Consider the following 17,152-nt stretch of genomic DNA (forward strand, 5'->3'; position numbering starts at 1 on the left):
CAGAATATGCCTGGCGGCACTAGCGCGGTGGTCCCACCTGACCCCATGCCGAACTCAGAAGTGAAACGCCGTAGCGCCGATGGTAGTGTGGGGTCTCCCCATGCGAGAGTAGGGAACTGCCAGGCTCCAAATTAAAGTGTGCTGATATGGCTCAGTTGGTAGAGCGCACCCTTGGTAAGGGTGAGGTCCCCAGTTCGACTCTGGGTATCAGCACCAGTTTTTAGGTTTAAAGTTCGGCGCTGGATAAAGAATTTGCCTGGCGGCAGTAGCGCGGTGGTCCCACCTGACCCCATGCCGAACTCAGAAGTGAAACGCCGTAGCGCCGATGGTAGTGTGGGGTCTCCCCATGCGAGAGTAGGGAACTGCCAGGCTTCAAATAAACAAAAAGGCCATCCTTACGGATGGCCTTTTTGTTTTTGTATTTCCAGTGAAATAAAAGGCCACTTACGTGGCCTTTCTCTTTAAATATCAATGAATAACCTGAGACAAGAATGCACGAGTACGCTCCGACTTAGGGTGAGCAAAGAACTCATTTGGTGGTGCCTGCTCCACGATCTCACCTCTATCCATAAAGATCACTCTATCAGCAACCGTCCGCGCAAAGCCCATTTCATGTGTCACACACAGCATCGTCATACCAGAGTCTGCCAGGCCAATCATCGTATCCAGTACTTCTTTAACCATCTCTGGATCAAGTGCAGAAGTTGGCTCATCAAACAGCATAATCTTAGGTTTCATGCATAGGGAACGCGCAATCGCCACACGCTGCTGTTGTCCGCCAGATATTTGCCCCGGGAATTTATGCGCATGCTCTGCGATGCGTACCCTTTCCAGGTAATGCATAGCTAGCGTTTCCGCTTCTTTCTTCGGCATTTTACGTACCCAAATTGGTGCGAGCGTGCAGTTCTGCAAAACGGTCAGGTGTGGGAACAGGTTAAAGTGTTGGAAAACCATCCCGACCTCAGTCCTAACCTTCTCTATATTACGTAAATCATCGTTGAGTTCGGTTCCATCAACGACAATACGCCCTTGCTGATGTTCTTCCAGATGGTTAATACAGCGAATAGTTGTGGATTTTCCTGAACCAGAAGGGCCACACAGGACAATGCGTTCTCCTTGCTTAACCTTCAGATTTATATCCTTGAGTACGTGAAATTGTCCGTACCATTTATTAACGTTCTCCAGCATGATCATCGCATCAGCGGGTTGCATAGTAATCTGGCTCATTTATTCATCCTCAGTGCGGTGTTCTTCCGGTGTTAAAACGTTTTTCAAGATGCTGGCTGTAGCGCGACATGCTGAAACAGAAAATCCAGTAGATGAGGGCTGCAAAGACGTAGCCTTCGGTCGACATTCCAAGCCAGGCAGGATCGACAGTGGCTTGCTGTACGCTGCTAAACAGATCAAACAAGCCAATAATGATCACCAGACTGGTGTCTTTGAACAGAGCAATAATGGTGTTAACCAGGCCTGGAATGACCATCTTTAATGCCTGCGGGAGGATCACTAATCCCTGGGTTTTCCAGTATCCCAACGCCAGAGATTCTGCGGCTTCGTATTGCCCTTTTGGTAGTGCCTGCAAACCTCCGCGAACCACTTCAGCGACATAAGCCGACTGGAAAAGGATCACGCCGACCAATGCGCGGATAAGTTTGTCTATGCTTGTTCCTTCAGAAAGAAATAGCGGCAGCATGACGGATGACATGAACAACACAGTGATTAGCGGAACACCTCGCCAGAACTCGATAAATATCACTGACAAGATTCTGACTACCGGCATCGTCGAACGGCGACCTAAGGCCAGTAAGATCCCTAATGGCAACGCCCCGGCGATCCCTACTGATGCGATGATTAGCGTTAAAGTTAAGCCACCCCACTGACGTGTTTCGACGCGATCCAGCCCTAAAAACCCACCGTACAATAAACCCCAAACAACCAGCGGATAGATAACTGCCCATGCGGCGATATAACGGCCACGGCGAGGCATCGCATTCCAGAACATTGGAATGATGGAAACCAGACCAATAAGCAGTGCAAGGTTAATGCGCCAGCGTTGATCATGCGGGTAGAGCCCATACATAAACTGTCCGAAACGTGCGTGGATAAACACCCAGCATGCCCCTTCTTTTGTGCAGTCCGCACGGGTTTCACCAATCCAGTTAGCCTGGAAAATCGTCCAGTTTAACAAGGGTGGAATCAGCACCCACATCATCCACAAACAGAAAATAGTCAGTAAGCTATTAGACCAGCTGGAAAAAAGATTCTTACGAGCCCATTGCGCGGTACTTGAGCGAACAGCTTTTGGGCGCGTGTGATGTGACACTAATGCTTTTGTCATCGTGATTCCTTAGCGCTCAACCAGGGCAATTCGCCGGTTATAGATATTCATCAGTAACGAAATAGTCAGGCTGATAATCAGGTAGACCGACATTGTTATCGCAATAGTTTCAATGGCTTGACCAGTCTGATTGAGCACCGTTCCTGCGAACAATGAAACCATATCCGGATAACCAATAGCGGCTGCCAGTGATGAGTTTTTGACGATATTGAGGTATTGGCTGGTGAGTGGCGGGATGATGACGCGCATTGCCTGAGGAATGATCACCTGGCGCAATGTAACAGGGTTCGGTATCCCCAGTGAACGCGCCGCTTCGTGTTGGCCGTAAGGTACAGACTGAATTCCCGCGCGGATAATTTCGGCAATAAAAGCGGATGTATAAACCGACAACGCTAAAGTTAATGCCGCCAGTTCAGGAATGAGAACCATCCCCCCACGGAAGTTAAAACCACGCAACGCGGGAACATCCCAGTGCAATGCTGCACCAAATAGCCAATGTGCGAGTAGCGGTAACAAGATCAGTAACCCCAGACCATAGGGCCAGGTACGGCGCAATTGCCCCGTTTTTATCTGATGCATTTTGTTATAGCGATACAAGCCTGCCGAAATTATCAGTGCTAACAAAATGGCGCCGATAAAAGCCAGTACACCTTCACCAATCTGCGGGGAGGGAATATAGAGCCCGCGGTTACTTAGAAAGAGAAGGTCGAACGCGTTGACTGCCTGACGAGGACCCGGCAGGTTGCGAAGAACGGCAAAATACCAAAAGAAGATCTGCAATAAAGGTGGGATATTGCGGAATGTCTCAATGTAAAAAGTGGATAGTTTGCGTAGCAACCAGTTATCGGAAAGGCGGGCAAGTCCAAGAAAGAAGCCGATAAATGATGCAAACACAATACACAATGCGGAAACCAATAAGGTGTTCAGCAGGCCGACAACAAACACGCGGCCATAAGTATCACCCTGCTCATAATCAATGAGGTGCTGAACGATACCGAAGCCTGCGGCTCGATCAAGGAATGCAAAACCTGAGGTAATGCCACGATTGCTAAGGTTAGTGACGGTGTTGTGTATCAGGTAAACAGCAATGCCAACCACAATGGCGACCGCGATAATCTGAAACAGCCAGGCACGAACCGCTGGGTTAGATAAGGAAATATCACCTTTTACGATTGGGTGGCGATGGGACATAAGCGAACCTCAGTAACATAAACTCAAACTTTGGGCACTACCGCAGTAGTGCCCATTTCTGACATCTCGCTTAGCGAACAGGCGGTGCGTACTGAATACCGCCTTTGTTCCACAGGTTGTTTTGTCCACGTTTGATCTTCAGCGGGCTATCAGAACCGACGTTATGTTCGAAGATTTCGGCGTAGTTGCCGACTTGTTTGACGATGTTATAGGCCCATTTATTATCGAGCTTCAGGTCTTTACCGAAATCACCTTCTTTACCTAGCAGGTGTGCCATATCCGGTGTTGTTGGGTTAGCAGCCATCTGATCAACGTTTTTAGAGTCAATCCCCATCTCTTCAGCATTGAGCATGGCGAACAACGTCCAGCGTACGATAGAGAACCAGTCTTCATCACCACGGCGTACGACTGGGCCTAAAGGCTCTTTTGAAATGACTTCCGGCAGAACAATCCATTCACCTGGTGTGCTTAGTTTGATGCGCAGTGCATAGAGTTGAGATTGGTCGGAAGCCAGAGTATCGCAGCGGCCTGATTCCAGCGCTTTAGCAGATTCATCAGAGCGATCGAACGTTACTGGGGTGTATTTCATATTATTTGCTTTGAAGTAATCGGCGACGTTCAGTTCGGTATCAGTACCTGCCTGAATACAAACGGTCGCGCCATCTAGTTCTTTAGCGCTCTTCAGGCCTGCTTTGTTGTGTGTCAGGAAGCCGATGCCATCGTAATAAGTGACGCCGGTAAACATCATTCCCATGCCAGCATCGCGTGATGAAGTCCAGGTGGTATTACGTGACAGAATGTCCACTTCGCCTGACTGGAGAGCTGTAAAACGCTCTTTTGCGGTCAGCGGGGTATATTTAACTTTCGAGGCATCCCCAAATACCGCAGCGGCAACGCCACGGCAAACGTCCACATCAATGCCGGTAAACTTACCGTTTGCATCGGCATAAGAAAAACCAGGCAAGCCGTCACTTATCCCGCATTGCACAAAGCCTTTCTTCTTTACCGCGTCAAACGTGGTGCCAGCATGAGCCTGATTGACTACCGCGAATAATGCACCGGCAGCGACCAGAGTGGAGATCAGTGTCTTTTTCATAATGCATCCTGTGTGGCGAAATTATCGTTATAAGTGTAGGCATCTGGATGACGCCATTTTCCTGTCTGTGGCATCTGCCAATGTGGTTAAAGCAAAGGGAGTGCCAAGGTTGCAAGAGACGGCATGCGTGTGCCTCCCGTCGCAGTAAGCTGAGTGTAGACAGGAAAAATTACTTGCAGCGCCCCACAACGGGGCAAAATTGAAACCTACGCCACATTTCAGCGCAAAAAAGTTTCAGTTTTTGATCATATGAAAAGAAGTAATTTCTGGCGTGAAAATTAGCGTGAATAGCACCTGTATTGGTTTGTGGAAGGAGTCACATCTGCTGCTGCAATAAAACAAAATCTGAAAGAAGTAAGTGATTTGTTTCACGCCAAAAAAGATTGGGGATACAAGCCAGCGAAACTAAAAAAATGAAGTTGTGGGAATGGATGCACTTTAATAAAGCAAAGGAAAATGACTGCGGATTTTCCAATAAAAAAGCGCGCCCGATATGGGCGCGCTTATTAAATACGGAATGTACTTTATTTAGTTAATGCAACGATACCCAGCGTTAGGCCGGCAATCGCTGCGGCACCACCGGCAATTGCACCTGCGGTTTCCCAGTTATCCTGAGTTGTCCCTTTCATGCAGGTGTTGGTGTGCACCAGGCGGCCCTGATCGTCATAGACTGGCACGCAAGGTGAGTTGGTTGCACAACCTGCCAGAAGTGTAGAAAGCAACGCAGCGGCAATTAGCTTTTTCATATGGAACCTCATTAAACCAAACCCCGTTCAGGGATAATTCGTGCGTTAAGGCTACAATTATCTAATAACCTGAACCGGTGTGAATGTGGTGATTTTATCACCGCAGTGGGCATGGAGAGCAGAGAGGAATAATTGCAATTCATGTGCAGTGTAAACAAAGTGGAGAAAAGCGGGCATAGACAAGAAAGTGTGGAGAAAAAGTGAAGTTAAACATTTTCAGATAACCAGTCCGCGTCACAACTATTAAAAAGGGTGCATTACCAAGGGTAGTAACCATTTAAATCATATGGTCAACTGGTGGTTGTCAGTGCGTGCTACAGGCTCGTTTAATACATGGTTAATATTAAGGATAAGAATATGCCAGCTGTCATTGAAAAAGCATTGGACTACATTGGCGGTATGAATACATCCGCATCAACACCACATTCTATGGATGAGAGTACAGCTAAGGGGATATTTAAGTATCTGAAAGAGCTGGGGGTACCGGTTAGCGCAGAAGATGTTACGGCAAGAGCTAATCAGGAGGGATGGAACGCTGAATTCACGAAAAAAGTCGCAGGCTGGGCTGATAAAATTGAGTCTGGTAACCGCGTTCTTATTAAAAATCCTGAATACTTTTCTTCATATATGCAAGAGCAACTCCGTGCGTTAGCGGAAGCTGAATATTCGCATACCGAGTAAGTTTACCTGACCCATTCGTTAGCAAATTAGCCTTTCACCAGGCAGATTACAAACGTTAAAAAAGGCGCTTCCCCATGCCGAGTAGCGCCTTTTTAAACAACAACTTAACTGATTAATATCAGTTCATGCCGTATTTTTTCAATTTTTTACGCAGCGTGCCACGGTTGATGCCCATCATCAGGGCAGCGCGGGTTTGGTTGCCACGGGTGTATTGCATCACCATGTCCAACAATGGCTGCTCTACTTCAGCCAATACCAGCTCATACAGATCGTTAACATCTTGACCATTCAGTTGAGCAAAATAGTTCTTCAGTGCTTGTTTCACGGAGTCACGAAGAGGTTTTTGGGTAACCTGATCCTGTGAGTTAACGGTAGAAACGGTTAGTACGTCAGAATTTACGCGTTGTTCGAACATAGTTCTGTCAGCTCTTTATTTCTAATTACGCAAGATTTTCGAAGTATGCCTCCAACGCCTCAAGCTGTTCGCTTGCATCCTCAATGGCGTTGAATGTGCGCCGAAACTGGTCATTTGGAGCGTGTTCCTGTAAGTACCAGGAGACGTGTTTGCGAGCAATTCGGTATCCCTTAGCATGACCATAAAAGTCATGAAGTTCTCCAATATGCCCACAAAGTAAGCGCTTCACCTCTGCCAGAGGCAGTGGAGGAAGCAGCTCTCCAGTGTCCAGATAATACTGGATTTCCCGAAAGATCCAGGGTCTTCCCTGAGCCGCGCGTCCTATCATAAGAGCATCAGCCCCTGTGTAGTCGAGCACAGCTCTGGCTTTAAGCGGGTCAGTAATGTCACCATTCGCGATTACCGGAATGGAAACTTTCTGCTTAACTGCCCGAATGCTGTCGTATTCAGCATCTCCCTGAAATAAACAGGCGCGTGTGCGTCCATGAATTGTCAGAGCCTGAATGCCACAGTCTTCAGCCAGTTGGGCAATCTCTTCACAGTTACGGTGCGCCGTATCCCAGCCAGTGCGAATCTTCAACGTTACAGGTACGTCAACTGCGTTAATTACCGTCGTCAGGATAGACTTCACCAGAGTTGGGTATTGCAGCAATGCAGAGCCTGCGAGTTTACGATTCACTTTCTTAGCAGGGCATCCCATATTGATATCAATAATCTGGGCGCCATTAGCCACGTTAATGCGTGCGGCCTCTGCCATCTCATCAGGGTCACTACCGGCAATTTGCACGGTACGGATACCTGGTTCATTCACGTGCACCATTCGTAAACGTGATTTATCACTCGCCCAAACTTCAGGGTTGGAGGACATCATCTCGGAAACAGTCAGTCCGGCTCCCATCTCGTAACACAGCGTCCTGAATGGCCTGTCAGTGATGCCAGCCATAGGTGCTGCTATCAGTCGATTTCTGAGCTGGTGTTGTCCAATGCGCATGAGTTAAGAAATGACCATACTTGCCTGCAAGGCGGCGTATATTACGCATTTTTAGCCTGAGATGAAAGGCCAAACTTTGAACAATCAGCTGTCGTAGATCAATGAATCCTTATCTCGTGCAGTGACAAAAATAAATTAACTATATTTTTCAGTTTGTTATGAATTATTGGTTGATTTGTGCGCTTTTATTTTTTCACCACATTCAGGGGTAATTCATTATTTTTTACGTATAAGACACCAGATAAAGTGCTGCTTAAATCACCAAACTTAGTGTTTTTCTGCGATCGGCATCTCATTTTGCTGCGAGTTATCACTGGGATGAATTGTTGTAAACGGAGTGTTGCTCAGGGAGTTTAGAGGTCAGTAACGTGGCTTGATACCACGTTACTGAGAGGAGAACTTTAGAGTTTGATACCGGTAATTCGGCACCATTCTTCTTTTTCTGCGACTGGGTCGAGCGTGAATTTATCCTGATATGCTTCGCAAACACCTTCGGCCTGGCTTGCCAGAACGCCAGAAAGTCCAAGGAAACCGCCCTGAACAGGCAGTACGCTGATTAACGGAGCTAGCTCACGCAAAGGGCCTGCCAGGATGTTAGCAACGACCACATCGGCGCTCATGACTTCTGGCTGGTCTTTTGGCAGATACAGTTCCAGGCGATCAGAAACACCATTGCGTTCTGCGTTATCGCGGCTGGCCTGAATCGCCTGCGGGTCGATATCAATACCAATTGCTTTCACTGCACCCAATTTCAGTGCAGCAATAGCAAGAATGCCGGAGCCGCAGCCAAAATCGATAACGGTTTTGCCCGCCAGATCTAAGCTATCAAGCCACTCAAGACACAAAGAGGTCGTTGGGTGAGTGCCGGTACCAAATGCAAGGCCAGGATCCAGCATCACATTCACCGCGCTAGCGTCTGGCACATCGCGCCAGCTTGGGCAAATCCACAGGCGTTGACCAAAGCGCATCGGGTGGAAGTTATCCATCCACTCACGCTCCCAATCTTTGTCTTCAAGCTGTTCGATTTTATGTGGGAAACCGATGCTCAGGAGAGGGCAGTTTTCAAGAATCGCGACCACTTCTTCCATGTCAGTTTCTGCATCGTACAGACCAATGACATCGGTATCGCCCCATAGACGGGTTTCACCAGGTAACGGTTCGAATACCGGTGTGTCATGGGTATCCTGAAAGGTTACGGAAACCGCACCGCTTTCGATCAGCGCATCGCCGAGCTCTTCAGCATTTGAGCCTGAGGTATTAATTTTTAGTTGAATCCATGGCATAGCGAAACTCTTTATTTATCAGTAGTTGAAACGAGTGCTGGAACAGGTAGAGGCTGACCAAAACGGTTGCCTACCAGGAACGCCAGCAAACTTAATAATAAGGATGGCACAATTGGGTGGAAGCCCAGGAACTGGATTTTGAAGCTCGCCAGCACGGCATACAACCCGCCACCGACAATCATCGCGCTTAACGCGCCCGCGGCATTAGCTCGTTCCCAATAAAGACCGAGCACTAAAGGCCACAGGAACACCGCTTCTAATCCACCAAACGCCAGCAAATTCAGCCAGATGATCATCTCAGGCGGACGCCATGCTGCAAGTAGCAGTAACGCACCTAAAATCAGCGTGATCACCGATGACATTCTTTTCAGCCGCTTTTCGTTAGTGATCTGATCCGGTCTCATATTCAGATAAAGATCTTTGACGATCGTAGCTGATGATTGAAGCAGTTGGGCATTAATTGTCGACATGATTGCTGCCATCGGTGCAGCAAGGAAGATCCCGGCGGCAAACGGTGGTAACACTGTGACCATTAACGTTGGGATAACTAAATCCGGTACTTTCAAATCGGGTATGACCGCGCGGCCTAAAGCTCCCGCCAGGTGCATACCAAACATCAAAATCGCCACTACAATCGTGCCGAGGATAATCCCACGGTGCACGGCTTTGCTGTCTTTATAAGAGATGCAACGCACTGCCGTGTGTGGCAAACCAATCACGCCGAAACAGACCAGCACCCAGAACGACGTCATAAACGTTGGTGAAAGAATATCGTCTGCGCCCTGCGGTGAAACAAGTTTAGGGTCGATATGCTGTAGCGTATCGACCGCGTTGTGTAAGCCACCAGCAGCGTGAACGATACCCACCAACAGCAGAATCGTTCCAACCAGCATCACCATTCCCTGCATAGCATCGTTGAGAACGCTGGCACGGAAGCCACCGAATGCAGTGTAAAGCGCGATACTGATACCAAAAATCAGCAGGCCAGTTTCGTAAGGAATACCCGCAGCGGTTTCCAGTAAGCGAGCCCCGCCAATGAACTGCACGGTCATGGCACCGATAAATGCCACCAATAAGCTAATACTTGCCAGCCACACCAGCAGACGGCTTTGGTAGCGCGCATACAGCATGTCGTTCAGGGTAACGGCGTTATAGCGACGCGCCAGAATGGCAAACTTTTTACCCAAAATCCCCAGTGATAACCACACCGCGGGAAGCTGAATCATTGCCAGCAAAACCCAGCCCAAGCCATATTTATAAGCAGCGCCAGGCCCGCCAATAAATGAACTGGCACTGATATAGGTAGCGGTGAGCGTCATCGCTAATACGAAGCCACCCATTGAACGGCTACCGAGGAAATACTCGTTAAGGAAATTTCCTGTTGTGCGACGCCTCATGGCATACATGGAAATGCCAAAAACGACTAACAGATAGGCTACCAGCGGCAGTATGACTTCAAGCTGCATGATCATCCTCCAGTGGGATATCGCGGAAGATGAACTTCACCATGGCCCAACACAGCAAAATGAACAGCAAAGGTACCAGCAGGCACGCCATTTCAAACCAGTGTGGGAGACCTGTTGGGCCAATATCGTTACCAGGTAAGTAAGCAGCCACTAACCATGCTGCGAGGTAGAGAAGGGTGAGCCAAAGCGCCCAGCGGGCTTCTTTATTGGCCTGAACAAAACGCGCGTCCATTGTTGTCCCTTGAGTTGGCAGAAAGCCGCGATTGTAACGCATAGCCAAAAAAGGAAAAGGCCGGATAACCGGCCTTTTAGCGATGTTGACTGCGGAAACTTAGTCCTGAAGACCCAGTTTCTTCTCCAGATAGTGGATGTTAGTCCCACCGTGCTGGAAGTTTTCATCGTTCATGATGCGAGTCTGCAAATCAACGTTGGTTTTGATGCCATCGATGATCAGTTCCGCCAGGGCGTTCTTCATACGAGCGATTGCCACTTCACGAGTTTCACCGTAACAGATGAGCTTCGCGATCATTGAATCGTAGTATGGAGGAACGGTGTAGCCGGAATAGATATGCGATTCCCAACGTACACCAAAACCACCCGGCACATGGCAGCGAGTAATTTTGCCAGGGCTTGGCAGGAAGGTATTCGGGTCTTCGGCGTTAATACGGCATTCAACCGCGTGGCCTTTAACCTGAACATCTTCTTGCTTGATAGACAGTGGCTGTCCTGCAGCAATACGAAGCTGTTCTTTAATCAGATCAACACCGGTGATCATTTCTGTTACCGGGTGTTCAACCTGAATACGGGTGTTCATCTCGATAAAGTAGAACTCACCGTTTTCGAACAGGAACTCGAATGTACCTGCACCGCGATAGTTGATATCGATACACGCTTTAGAACAGCGCTCACCGATGAATTTACGCAGCTCAGGCGTGATGCCTGGTGCTGGCGCTTCTTCCACAACTTTCTGGTGACGACGCTGCATAGAGCAGTCACGTTCAGCCAGATAGATCGCTTTACCCTGGCCATCAGCAAGAACTTGAATCTCGATGTGGCGTGGGTTTTCCAGGTACTTCTCCATATAGACCATATCGTTGTTGAAAGCAGCTTTTGCTTCCGCACGGGTCATATTGATGGATTGTTCCAGATCGGCATCGTTACGCACGACACGCATACCACGACCGCCGCCGCCGCCGGACGCTTTGATAATTACCGGATAACCGATGCGTTTAGCATGGGCACGGTTTTTATCCATATCGCCGTCAAGAGGGCCGTCAGAACCAGGTACGCAAGGTACGCCAGCTTTCTTCATTGCGTTGATTGCAGAAACTTTATCGCCCATCAGACGGATAGTTTCAGCACGTGGGCCAATGAAGATAAAGCCTGAACGCTCAACCTGCTCAGCAAAGTTGGCATTTTCAGACAGGAAGCCATAACCCGGGTGAATCGCAACGGCGCCAGTAATTTCTGCCGCAGAGATGATTGCCGGGATATTCAGATAGCTTTTTACAGACGGAGCAGGACCGATACAAACAGTCTCGTCCGCCAGCAATACGTGTTTTAGATCGCGGTCGGCAGTGGAGTGCACAGCGACAGTCTTGATGCCCAGTTCTTTACAGGCACGAAGAATACGCAATGCAATCTCACCACGGTTAGCGATAACAATTTTATCCAGCATGTTCGCCTCGTTACTCGATGACGACCAGCGGCTCGTCAAATTCAACCGGTTGACCATTTTCAACCAGGATGGCTTTCACCACACCGGCTTTGTCAGCTTCGATCTGGTTCATCATTTTCATTGCTTCAACGATACACAGGGTGTCGCCAACGTTAACCTTCTGGCCAACTTCAACAAATGACTTAGCATCCGGGCTTGGGGTGCGGTAGAAAGTACCTACCATTGGGGAACGCACGATGTGACCACTGATTTCAGCAGCCGCCGGTGCTTCTGCCGGAGCGGCAGGTGCAACAACGTTAGACAGGCCAGCTTGCGGCTGTGGCTGGTACATTGGCGCAGCATAAGCCTGTTGCATCATCGGGTAACCGGTGTTTGCCGGTGCACGACTGATGCGTACAGATTCTTCGCCCTCAGAAATTTCCAGTTCAGAAATGCCTGATTCTTCAACCAGCTCGATCAGTTTTTTAATCTTACGAATATCCATGAGTGGGTTCCGTACTCTTGTTTAGATGGATTTTGACAAGCGTTTTACCGCCGTCTGTAGTGCATATGAATAGCCGTCAGCGCCTAATCCGCAGATGACACCAACCGCTTTATCAGAAAGATATGAATGATGGCGGAACGGTTCGCGCGCATGCACATTGCTCAGATGAATCTCGATAAACGGAATATCCACCGCTAACAAGGCATCACGCAGCGCAACGCTGGTATGCGTAAACGCGGCCGGATTAATCAGAATAAAATCAACAGTGTCTTTAGCCTGATGAATTCGGTCGATCAACTCATATTCAGCATTAGATTGCAGGTGGCTGAACGAGACATTTAGCGTTTTTGCTTCTTCTTCGAGAGAGTTAACAATTTGCGCTAGAGTCAGCGTGCCGTACTTCTCAGGCTCGCGTGTTCCCAGCATGTTAAGATTCGGGCCGTTCAAAAGCAAAATGTGAAAATTAGCCGACATCGTGCTGCCATCTCCTGCAATTTGTAGGTATTTTACAAAATATACCTAAGTTGCTCGGTTGTCACCTTCAGATCCAGAAAATGGCCTGTCAGAAAAACCAAAGTCGCACATTATAACGATTTCGTAGCATTTGGCAGCTAAATACTGGTCTTATCAGGGAAGATGATCAACTCATATCCTTTTTAGGGGCACGGTTGATCACTTTTCTGCGGAGAAGAACACATATCTGGTGTTAACGCAGCCACATCCGGAATTTCTTATAGCGCAAGGCCAAAAGGATGAATGCGCCCAGAGCATACAGCAACGGTTGCGGGGAAATAACCTTTACCGACCATAAATAATGTATGGGGGCGAGAATTGCGACCAGATAGACGAAGTTATGCAGTTTTTGCCAGCGTGAACCTAATTTTCGTTGTAAAGATTGGGTCGAGGTTGCCGCCAATGATAGCAGCACCAGCCAGCTGATTATTCCTAAAGTCAAATAGGGGCGCGTGACCAACTCCTTGCCAAGCAGTGCCAGATTGCTGATTCCCAGTTCCAACATGGCATAGCTAGTTAAATGAAGAGTGGCCCAGGCAAAACACCACAACCCCAGCAGACGACGGGTACGAATCAGCAGTGGCTGTTTACCGTATCGCGCTAAAGGTGTGACCAGGAGAGTCGCCAGCAGTAACTTGAGCGCCATCCTGCCGGTAAAATGCTGGATATCCTTCGCCGGATCGGCGCTCAAAAAGCCCTGGTTTGCGGCATAAAATAGCCAGGCAAAAGGTAAGAACGCCGCGAGATGTAACCCCACTTTAAGCCACATGATTTGCTTCGCAGTTAATCTCACTTAGAAATTCTCCTTAAGATTTAAACCGCGGTACAGCGAAGCAACCTGATCGGCATAACCATTAAACAGCAATGTAGGCTGGCGTTTTACGTCAAGCACGCCACCTGAACCAATGAATCGTTCACTCGCCTGCGACCAGCGTGGGTGATCAACATTCGGGTTCACGTTGGCATAAAACCCATATTCATTCGGTGCAGCCATATTCCAGGTGGTGGGAGGTAGTTCACTAACGAGTTTGATACTGACAATCGACTTTATCCCTTTAAACCCATATTTCCACGGTACGGTCAGGCGGATTGGCGCGCCGTTTTGCGGCGGTAGCGCTTTGCCATAAACACCTACAGTCAGCAAAGTTAGCGGATGCATCGCTTCATCAAGTCGAAGTCCTTCAACGTAGGGATATTTCAAACCGCCGCCAATAAATCGATCTTTCTGTCCGGGCATTTGCTCCGGGTCGTAAATTGTTTCGAAGGCGACATATTTCGCATTGCTGGTGGGTTCAACCAAAGCCAGCAACTTACTGAGCGGGAAACCAATCCACGGCACGACCATTGACCAGGCTTCAACACAACGCATGCGATAAATCCGCTCTTCCAGCGGAAATTTTTTGTAGAGATCGTCGTAATCCAGTGTCAATGGCTTTGCCACTTCGCCACTAATTGTGATTTTCCACGGATCGGTTTTCAGACCCCCGGCGTTTGCCGCAGGGTCGGCTTTATCCAGACCAAACTCGTAGAAGTTATTGTAGCCAGTGACTTTATCTTCCGGGGTCATGGCGAGCTTAGCCTGCCATTGTTCGGGTTTACTAAATTGCAAAGGTTTCCCTGAAGGTGCTGGTGGCCGGTCATTACCTTTAAACCAGGAAAGAATATCTGCATTTGCAGTCTGAGGAAGTGTGAGGGCAGCCGCACTGATACCTAGTGCTTTCAGTACCTGGCGGCGTTTCATCATAAAAACGGATTCAGCTGTGACATCAGCTTCTGTGAAGCGGGTGACCTTCTTCATCTTATACTCCAGCGTGGCTTTATTCCGTAAGCATGACGGAGAACGCTAAACCCTGCGAATTTGTCACGAAAAATTGAAACTTAAACATAGTTCCAGGCTTGTTGAATATTTGTTAATAAGGGAAGAGTTGTCAGCGGCTATACTTGAGTTTCAGTGTGCAAAACACTCGCTTTGCAACAAAGGGTGAGAATATGTTCACTGTGTTTGCCAGGGCACCTCTTTTGCTATGTAATGCCGCATCAGGTCAGGCTTGGTATATCTTCACCAAACGGAGTTAACACAAGGATGCGATTAACGACGAAACTTTCTGCTTTTATGACATTGCTGACGGGGCTCGCTATTTTTGTGACACTCGTTGGTTGTTCATTAAGCTTCTTTAATGCGATGCATTATAAAGTGCATCAGCGTGTGGTTGCTGTTGCCACCATTATTGATAACGATTTAGTTTCCAGCTCACCAGAAGCTCTGATCAAGCGCCTGAATGAAGTGATGGTTCCGATTGATATCATCGCGGTCGATTTCAAAATTGGCGATAACACCGTTTATCAGCACCAATTGACCCAAACCTATCGCTTGCTGGGAAACAGCTACAGTTTCCGCACCGTGACTGTTGAATTAATGAAGTATCCCGGCATGTTTCTCAGTTTGACCTATCGCGATCCGGTAGCGGATTACTACAACTCTCTTTTCGCGACGGTACCTCTTTCTATCACGATTGGACTCATGCTTATCGTGCTGTTCTTTGCGATCCGCTGGATGAAAAAACAGCTCGCCGGGCAAGAGTTACTGGAAAGTCGCGCGCGTCGCATTCTGAATGGTGAAAGAGGTGTAGATATACGCGGTTCAGTTCTGGAATGGCCTCCTCAAGCCAGTAGTGCGCTTGATGTGTTGCTTTCAGATCTGCAAAACGCCAGCGAACAACGTAGCCGAATGGATACACTGATTCGTGCTTTCGCCGCGCAAGATGCGAAAACGGGTCTGAATAATCGCCTGTTCTTTGATAACCAATTGGCAACTTTACTCGATGAGCAGGAGCAAGTTGGCGCGCATGGTGTGGTGATGATTATTCGTTTACCGGATTTTGAAACGCTGCACGAAACGTGGGGGCGCAACGCGGTAGAAGAGTATTTGTTTACGATTATTAATATGTTATCGACATTTGTGATGCGCTATCCGGGGGCTTTGCTGGCACGCTATTTCCGTAGTGACTTTGCCGTTTTGTTGCCGCACCGCACATTGAAAGAAGCCGATAGCATTGCTAATCAATTACTGAAGGCTGTCGATTCGCTGCCTCCAACGCGGATGCTTGATCGTAATGACATGATGCATATCGGTATTTGTGCATGGCGTAGCGGGCAAAGCAAAGAGCAAGTTATGGAGAATGCAGAGGTGGCGACGCGTAATGCTTCCCTGCAAGGAACCAACGGCTGGTCGGTATATGACGATAGTTTGCCGGAAAAAGGGCGTGGTAACGTTAAATGGCGTACGCTCATTGAGCAGGTGTTGCAACGCGGCGGTCCACGCTTCTACCAAAAACCGTCCGTGAAGCGCGATGGTTATGTGCATCATCGTGAAATTATGTGTCGGATTTTCGACGGTCAACAAGAAGTATTGGCGGCAGAGTATTTGCCGATGGTTAAGCAGTTTGGTTTATCGGAGCAATATGACCGACAAATCATCGCTCGGCTATTGCCGTTAGCAGGATTCTGGCCTGAAGAAACGCTAGCCATTCAAGTGTCGGTTGAATCATTGATTCGGGCACCTTTCCAGCGTTGGTTGCGTGATGCGTTAATGCAATCTGAAAAATCACTTCGACGACGTATTCTTTTTGAACTTGCAGAGGCAGATGTTTGTCAACACATCAGCCGTTTGCAACCTGTGATTCGTTTGATCAAAGCATTGGGCGTACGTATTGCAGTTTCCCAGGCAGGTTTAACCGTAGTGAGTGCGTCTTATATTAAAGAGTTGGATGTAGAGTTGATAAAACTGCATCCAGGGCTTGTGCGTAACATTGAGAAACGAACCGAAAATCAGCTGTTTGTACAGAGTCTGGTTGAGGCTTGTAACGGGACTCAGACACAAGTTTTTGCGGTCGGTGTAAGAACGCGAAGTGAATGGCAGACACTGGTAGAGAAAGGCGTGGCGGGTGCTCAGGGGGATTTTTTTGCGGCCTCTGAACCGCTCGATAGCAACGTGAAAAAATATTCGCAAAGATACTCGGTTTAACCTGCCGTTTATAAATATTTCACGTAGAATAACGCGCGCTGCATCTCAAGGGGGCGGATACGCCTGCTGACCAGATTGTTAAAGCACGAATGAACCCAGTTTGCTTCCTTGCACTGTTCGTTTAACCTACAGCGTTTGTTTAATTCCTCTGCGGTTCGAGGATAGACGTGCCGAAAGTGTAACGGTCGTAGTAAACTGCACAATTTTTCACCATTGCAGAACATTTATGCGCCTTGTCGCTGCAAT

General features: G+C 48.2%; 17 protein-coding genes, 1 tRNA gene and 2 rRNA genes. 5 read left to right on the forward strand and 15 right to left on the reverse strand.

Annotated elements, in window-relative coordinates; genetic code table 11:
* The first annotated feature begins 9 nt into the window (after window positions 1-9).
* The 3 genes from rrf (LVQ77_RS10870) (at window position 10) to rrf (LVQ77_RS10880) (ending at window position 371) form a co-directional block, all read left to right on the forward strand.
* Window positions 10-125: ribosomal RNA gene (gene rrf, locus LVQ77_RS10870) — 5S ribosomal RNA — on the forward strand.
* 15 nt (window positions 126-140) lie between these two features.
* Window positions 141-216: transfer RNA gene (locus tag LVQ77_RS10875), tRNA-Thr, on the forward strand.
* 39 nt (window positions 217-255) lie between these two features.
* Window positions 256-371 (forward strand): 5S ribosomal RNA (gene rrf, locus LVQ77_RS10880).
* A gap of 97 nt (window positions 372-468) precedes the next feature.
* Here the strand turns inward: rrf (LVQ77_RS10880) and LVQ77_RS10885 are convergent.
* The 5 genes from LVQ77_RS10885 to LVQ77_RS10905 form a co-directional block, all read right to left on the reverse strand.
* The gene (locus LVQ77_RS10885) at window positions 469-1,227 is read right to left on the reverse strand and encodes an amino acid ABC transporter ATP-binding protein (protein ID WP_232866340.1); all 759 of its coding nucleotides are present in this window, start codon (window positions 1,225-1,227) and stop codon (window positions 469-471) included.
* A gap of 10 nt (window positions 1,228-1,237) precedes the next feature.
* Window positions 1,238-2,338: an amino acid ABC transporter permease gene (locus LVQ77_RS10890; RefSeq protein WP_232904440.1), complete on the reverse strand. Its 1,101-nt coding sequence runs from the start codon at window positions 2,336-2,338 to the stop codon at window positions 1,238-1,240.
* A gap of 9 nt (window positions 2,339-2,347) precedes the next feature.
* Window positions 2,348-3,529 carry an amino acid ABC transporter permease gene (locus LVQ77_RS10895; RefSeq protein ID WP_232904441.1) on the reverse strand — a complete coding sequence of 394 codons (1,182 nt, stop codon included), beginning with the start codon at window positions 3,527-3,529 and terminating at the stop codon, window positions 2,348-2,350.
* A 70-nt stretch (window positions 3,530-3,599) separates the two neighbouring features.
* On the reverse strand, window positions 3,600-4,625 hold the full coding sequence (locus LVQ77_RS10900; RefSeq protein ID WP_151996152.1) for an amino acid ABC transporter substrate-binding protein: 1,026 nt from the start codon (window positions 4,623-4,625) through the stop codon (window positions 3,600-3,602).
* Between the two features lie 524 nt (window positions 4,626-5,149).
* Window positions 5,150-5,371: a hypothetical protein gene (locus tag LVQ77_RS10905; protein WP_034459881.1), complete on the reverse strand. Its 222-nt coding sequence runs from the start codon at window positions 5,369-5,371 to the stop codon at window positions 5,150-5,152.
* A 333-nt stretch (window positions 5,372-5,704) separates the two neighbouring features.
* On the opposite strand from LVQ77_RS10905, the gene LVQ77_RS10910 reads away from it, so the two are divergent.
* A complete protein-coding gene (locus tag LVQ77_RS10910; RefSeq protein WP_232866336.1) occupies window positions 5,705-6,052 on the forward strand; it encodes a DUF1889 family protein in 348 nt (115 codons plus the stop codon).
* 118 nt (window positions 6,053-6,170) lie between these two features.
* Here the strand turns inward: LVQ77_RS10910 and fis are convergent, their stop codons facing one another.
* From fis to msrP, 10 genes are all read right to left on the reverse strand, one after another.
* On the reverse strand, window positions 6,171-6,467 hold the full coding sequence (fis, locus tag LVQ77_RS10915) for a DNA-binding transcriptional regulator Fis (protein ID WP_000462905.1): 297 nt from the start codon (window positions 6,465-6,467) through the stop codon (window positions 6,171-6,173).
* Window positions 6,468-6,492: 25 nt separating this feature from the next.
* Window positions 6,493-7,458, reverse strand: coding sequence for a tRNA dihydrouridine synthase DusB (gene dusB, locus LVQ77_RS10920; protein ID WP_232866335.1), 966 nt, complete (start codon window positions 7,456-7,458; stop codon window positions 6,493-6,495).
* 401 nt (window positions 7,459-7,859) lie between these two features.
* Window positions 7,860-8,741 carry a 50S ribosomal protein L11 methyltransferase gene (gene prmA, locus LVQ77_RS10925; RefSeq protein WP_151992942.1) on the reverse strand — a complete coding sequence of 294 codons (882 nt, stop codon included), beginning with the start codon at window positions 8,739-8,741 and terminating at the stop codon, window positions 7,860-7,862.
* A gap of 11 nt (window positions 8,742-8,752) precedes the next feature.
* On the reverse strand, window positions 8,753-10,207 hold the full coding sequence (gene panF, locus LVQ77_RS10930; protein WP_151992943.1) for a sodium/pantothenate symporter: 1,455 nt from the start codon (window positions 10,205-10,207) through the stop codon (window positions 8,753-8,755).
* Window positions 10,197-10,439 carry a YhdT family protein gene (locus LVQ77_RS10935; protein ID WP_232866333.1) on the reverse strand — a complete coding sequence of 81 codons (243 nt, stop codon included), beginning with the start codon at window positions 10,437-10,439 and terminating at the stop codon, window positions 10,197-10,199. Before LVQ77_RS10935 ends, panF begins: the two co-directional genes overlap by 11 nt.
* A gap of 99 nt (window positions 10,440-10,538) precedes the next feature.
* Window positions 10,539-11,885 (reverse strand): acetyl-CoA carboxylase biotin carboxylase subunit, encoded by a 1,347-nt coding sequence (gene accC, locus LVQ77_RS10940; protein WP_151992944.1) that lies wholly within the window; start codon window positions 11,883-11,885, stop codon window positions 10,539-10,541.
* A gap of 10 nt (window positions 11,886-11,895) precedes the next feature.
* Entirely contained in the window at window positions 11,896-12,369 is a 474-nt protein-coding gene (gene accB / locus LVQ77_RS10945) for an acetyl-CoA carboxylase biotin carboxyl carrier protein (RefSeq protein WP_034459857.1), read from the reverse strand.
* 21 nt (window positions 12,370-12,390) lie between these two features.
* On the reverse strand, window positions 12,391-12,843 hold the full coding sequence (gene aroQ / locus LVQ77_RS10950; protein WP_034459855.1) for a type II 3-dehydroquinate dehydratase: 453 nt from the start codon (window positions 12,841-12,843) through the stop codon (window positions 12,391-12,393).
* Between the two features lie 232 nt (window positions 12,844-13,075).
* A complete protein-coding gene (gene msrQ / locus LVQ77_RS10955; RefSeq protein ID WP_232904442.1) occupies window positions 13,076-13,675 on the reverse strand; it encodes a protein-methionine-sulfoxide reductase heme-binding subunit MsrQ in 600 nt (199 codons plus the stop codon).
* A complete protein-coding gene (gene msrP, locus LVQ77_RS10960; protein WP_232904443.1) occupies window positions 13,676-14,680 on the reverse strand; it encodes a protein-methionine-sulfoxide reductase catalytic subunit MsrP in 1,005 nt (334 codons plus the stop codon). It abuts the gene before it with no gap.
* Window positions 14,681-14,965: 285 nt separating this feature from the next.
* Between msrP and csrD the strand changes: the two genes are divergently transcribed.
* Window positions 14,966-16,906, forward strand: coding sequence for an RNase E specificity factor CsrD (gene csrD, locus LVQ77_RS10965; protein ID WP_232866327.1), 1,941 nt, complete (start codon window positions 14,966-14,968; stop codon window positions 16,904-16,906).
* Window positions 16,907-17,152 lie beyond the last annotated feature (246 nt).

This window comes from Buttiauxella cochleicola (genome assembly GCF_021282435.1).
GTDB classification, from domain to species: domain Bacteria; phylum Pseudomonadota; class Gammaproteobacteria; order Enterobacterales; family Enterobacteriaceae; genus Buttiauxella; species Buttiauxella massiliensis.

Bases quoted from the DNA above. Each gene is read 5' to 3' on its own strand.
- LVQ77_RS10890 (WP_232904440.1), bottom strand. From the start codon at position 2,338: ATGACAAAAGCATTAGTGTCACATCACACGCGCCCAAAAGCTGTTCGC.
- LVQ77_RS10900 (WP_151996152.1), bottom strand. From the start codon at position 4,625: ATGAAAAAGACACTGATCTCCACTCTGGTCGCTGCCGGTGCATTATTC.
- csrD (WP_232866327.1), top strand. From the start codon at position 14,966: ATGCGATTAACGACGAAACTTTCTGCTTTTATGACATTGCTGACGGGG.
- LVQ77_RS10885 (WP_232866340.1), bottom strand. From the start codon at position 1,227: ATGAGCCAGATTACTATGCAACCCGCTGATGCGATGATCATGCTGGAG.
- accC (WP_151992944.1), bottom strand. From the start codon at position 11,885: ATGCTGGATAAAATTGTTATCGCTAACCGTGGTGAGATTGCATTGCGT.
- LVQ77_RS10905 (WP_034459881.1), bottom strand. From the start codon at position 5,371: ATGAAAAAGCTAATTGCCGCTGCGTTGCTTTCTACACTTCTGGCAGGT.
- dusB (WP_232866335.1), bottom strand. From the start codon at position 7,458: ATGCGCATTGGACAACACCAGCTCAGAAATCGACTGATAGCAGCACCT.
- LVQ77_RS10910 (WP_232866336.1), top strand. From the start codon at position 5,705: ATGGTTAATATTAAGGATAAGAATATGCCAGCTGTCATTGAAAAAGCA.
- prmA (WP_151992942.1), bottom strand. From the start codon at position 8,741: ATGCCATGGATTCAACTAAAAATTAATACCTCAGGCTCAAATGCTGAA.
- msrP (WP_232904443.1), bottom strand. From the start codon at position 14,680: ATGAAGAAGGTCACCCGCTTCACAGAAGCTGATGTCACAGCTGAATCC.
- panF (WP_151992943.1), bottom strand. From the start codon at position 10,207: ATGCAGCTTGAAGTCATACTGCCGCTGGTAGCCTATCTGTTAGTCGTT.
- LVQ77_RS10935 (WP_232866333.1), bottom strand. From the start codon at position 10,439: ATGGACGCGCGTTTTGTTCAGGCCAATAAAGAAGCCCGCTGGGCGCTT.
- accB (WP_034459857.1), bottom strand. From the start codon at position 12,369: ATGGATATTCGTAAGATTAAAAAACTGATCGAGCTGGTTGAAGAATCA.
- fis (WP_000462905.1), bottom strand. From the start codon at position 6,467: ATGTTCGAACAACGCGTAAATTCTGACGTACTAACCGTTTCTACCGTT.
- aroQ (WP_034459855.1), bottom strand. From the start codon at position 12,843: ATGTCGGCTAATTTTCACATTTTGCTTTTGAACGGCCCGAATCTTAAC.
- LVQ77_RS10895 (WP_232904441.1), bottom strand. From the start codon at position 3,529: ATGTCCCATCGCCACCCAATCGTAAAAGGTGATATTTCCTTATCTAAC.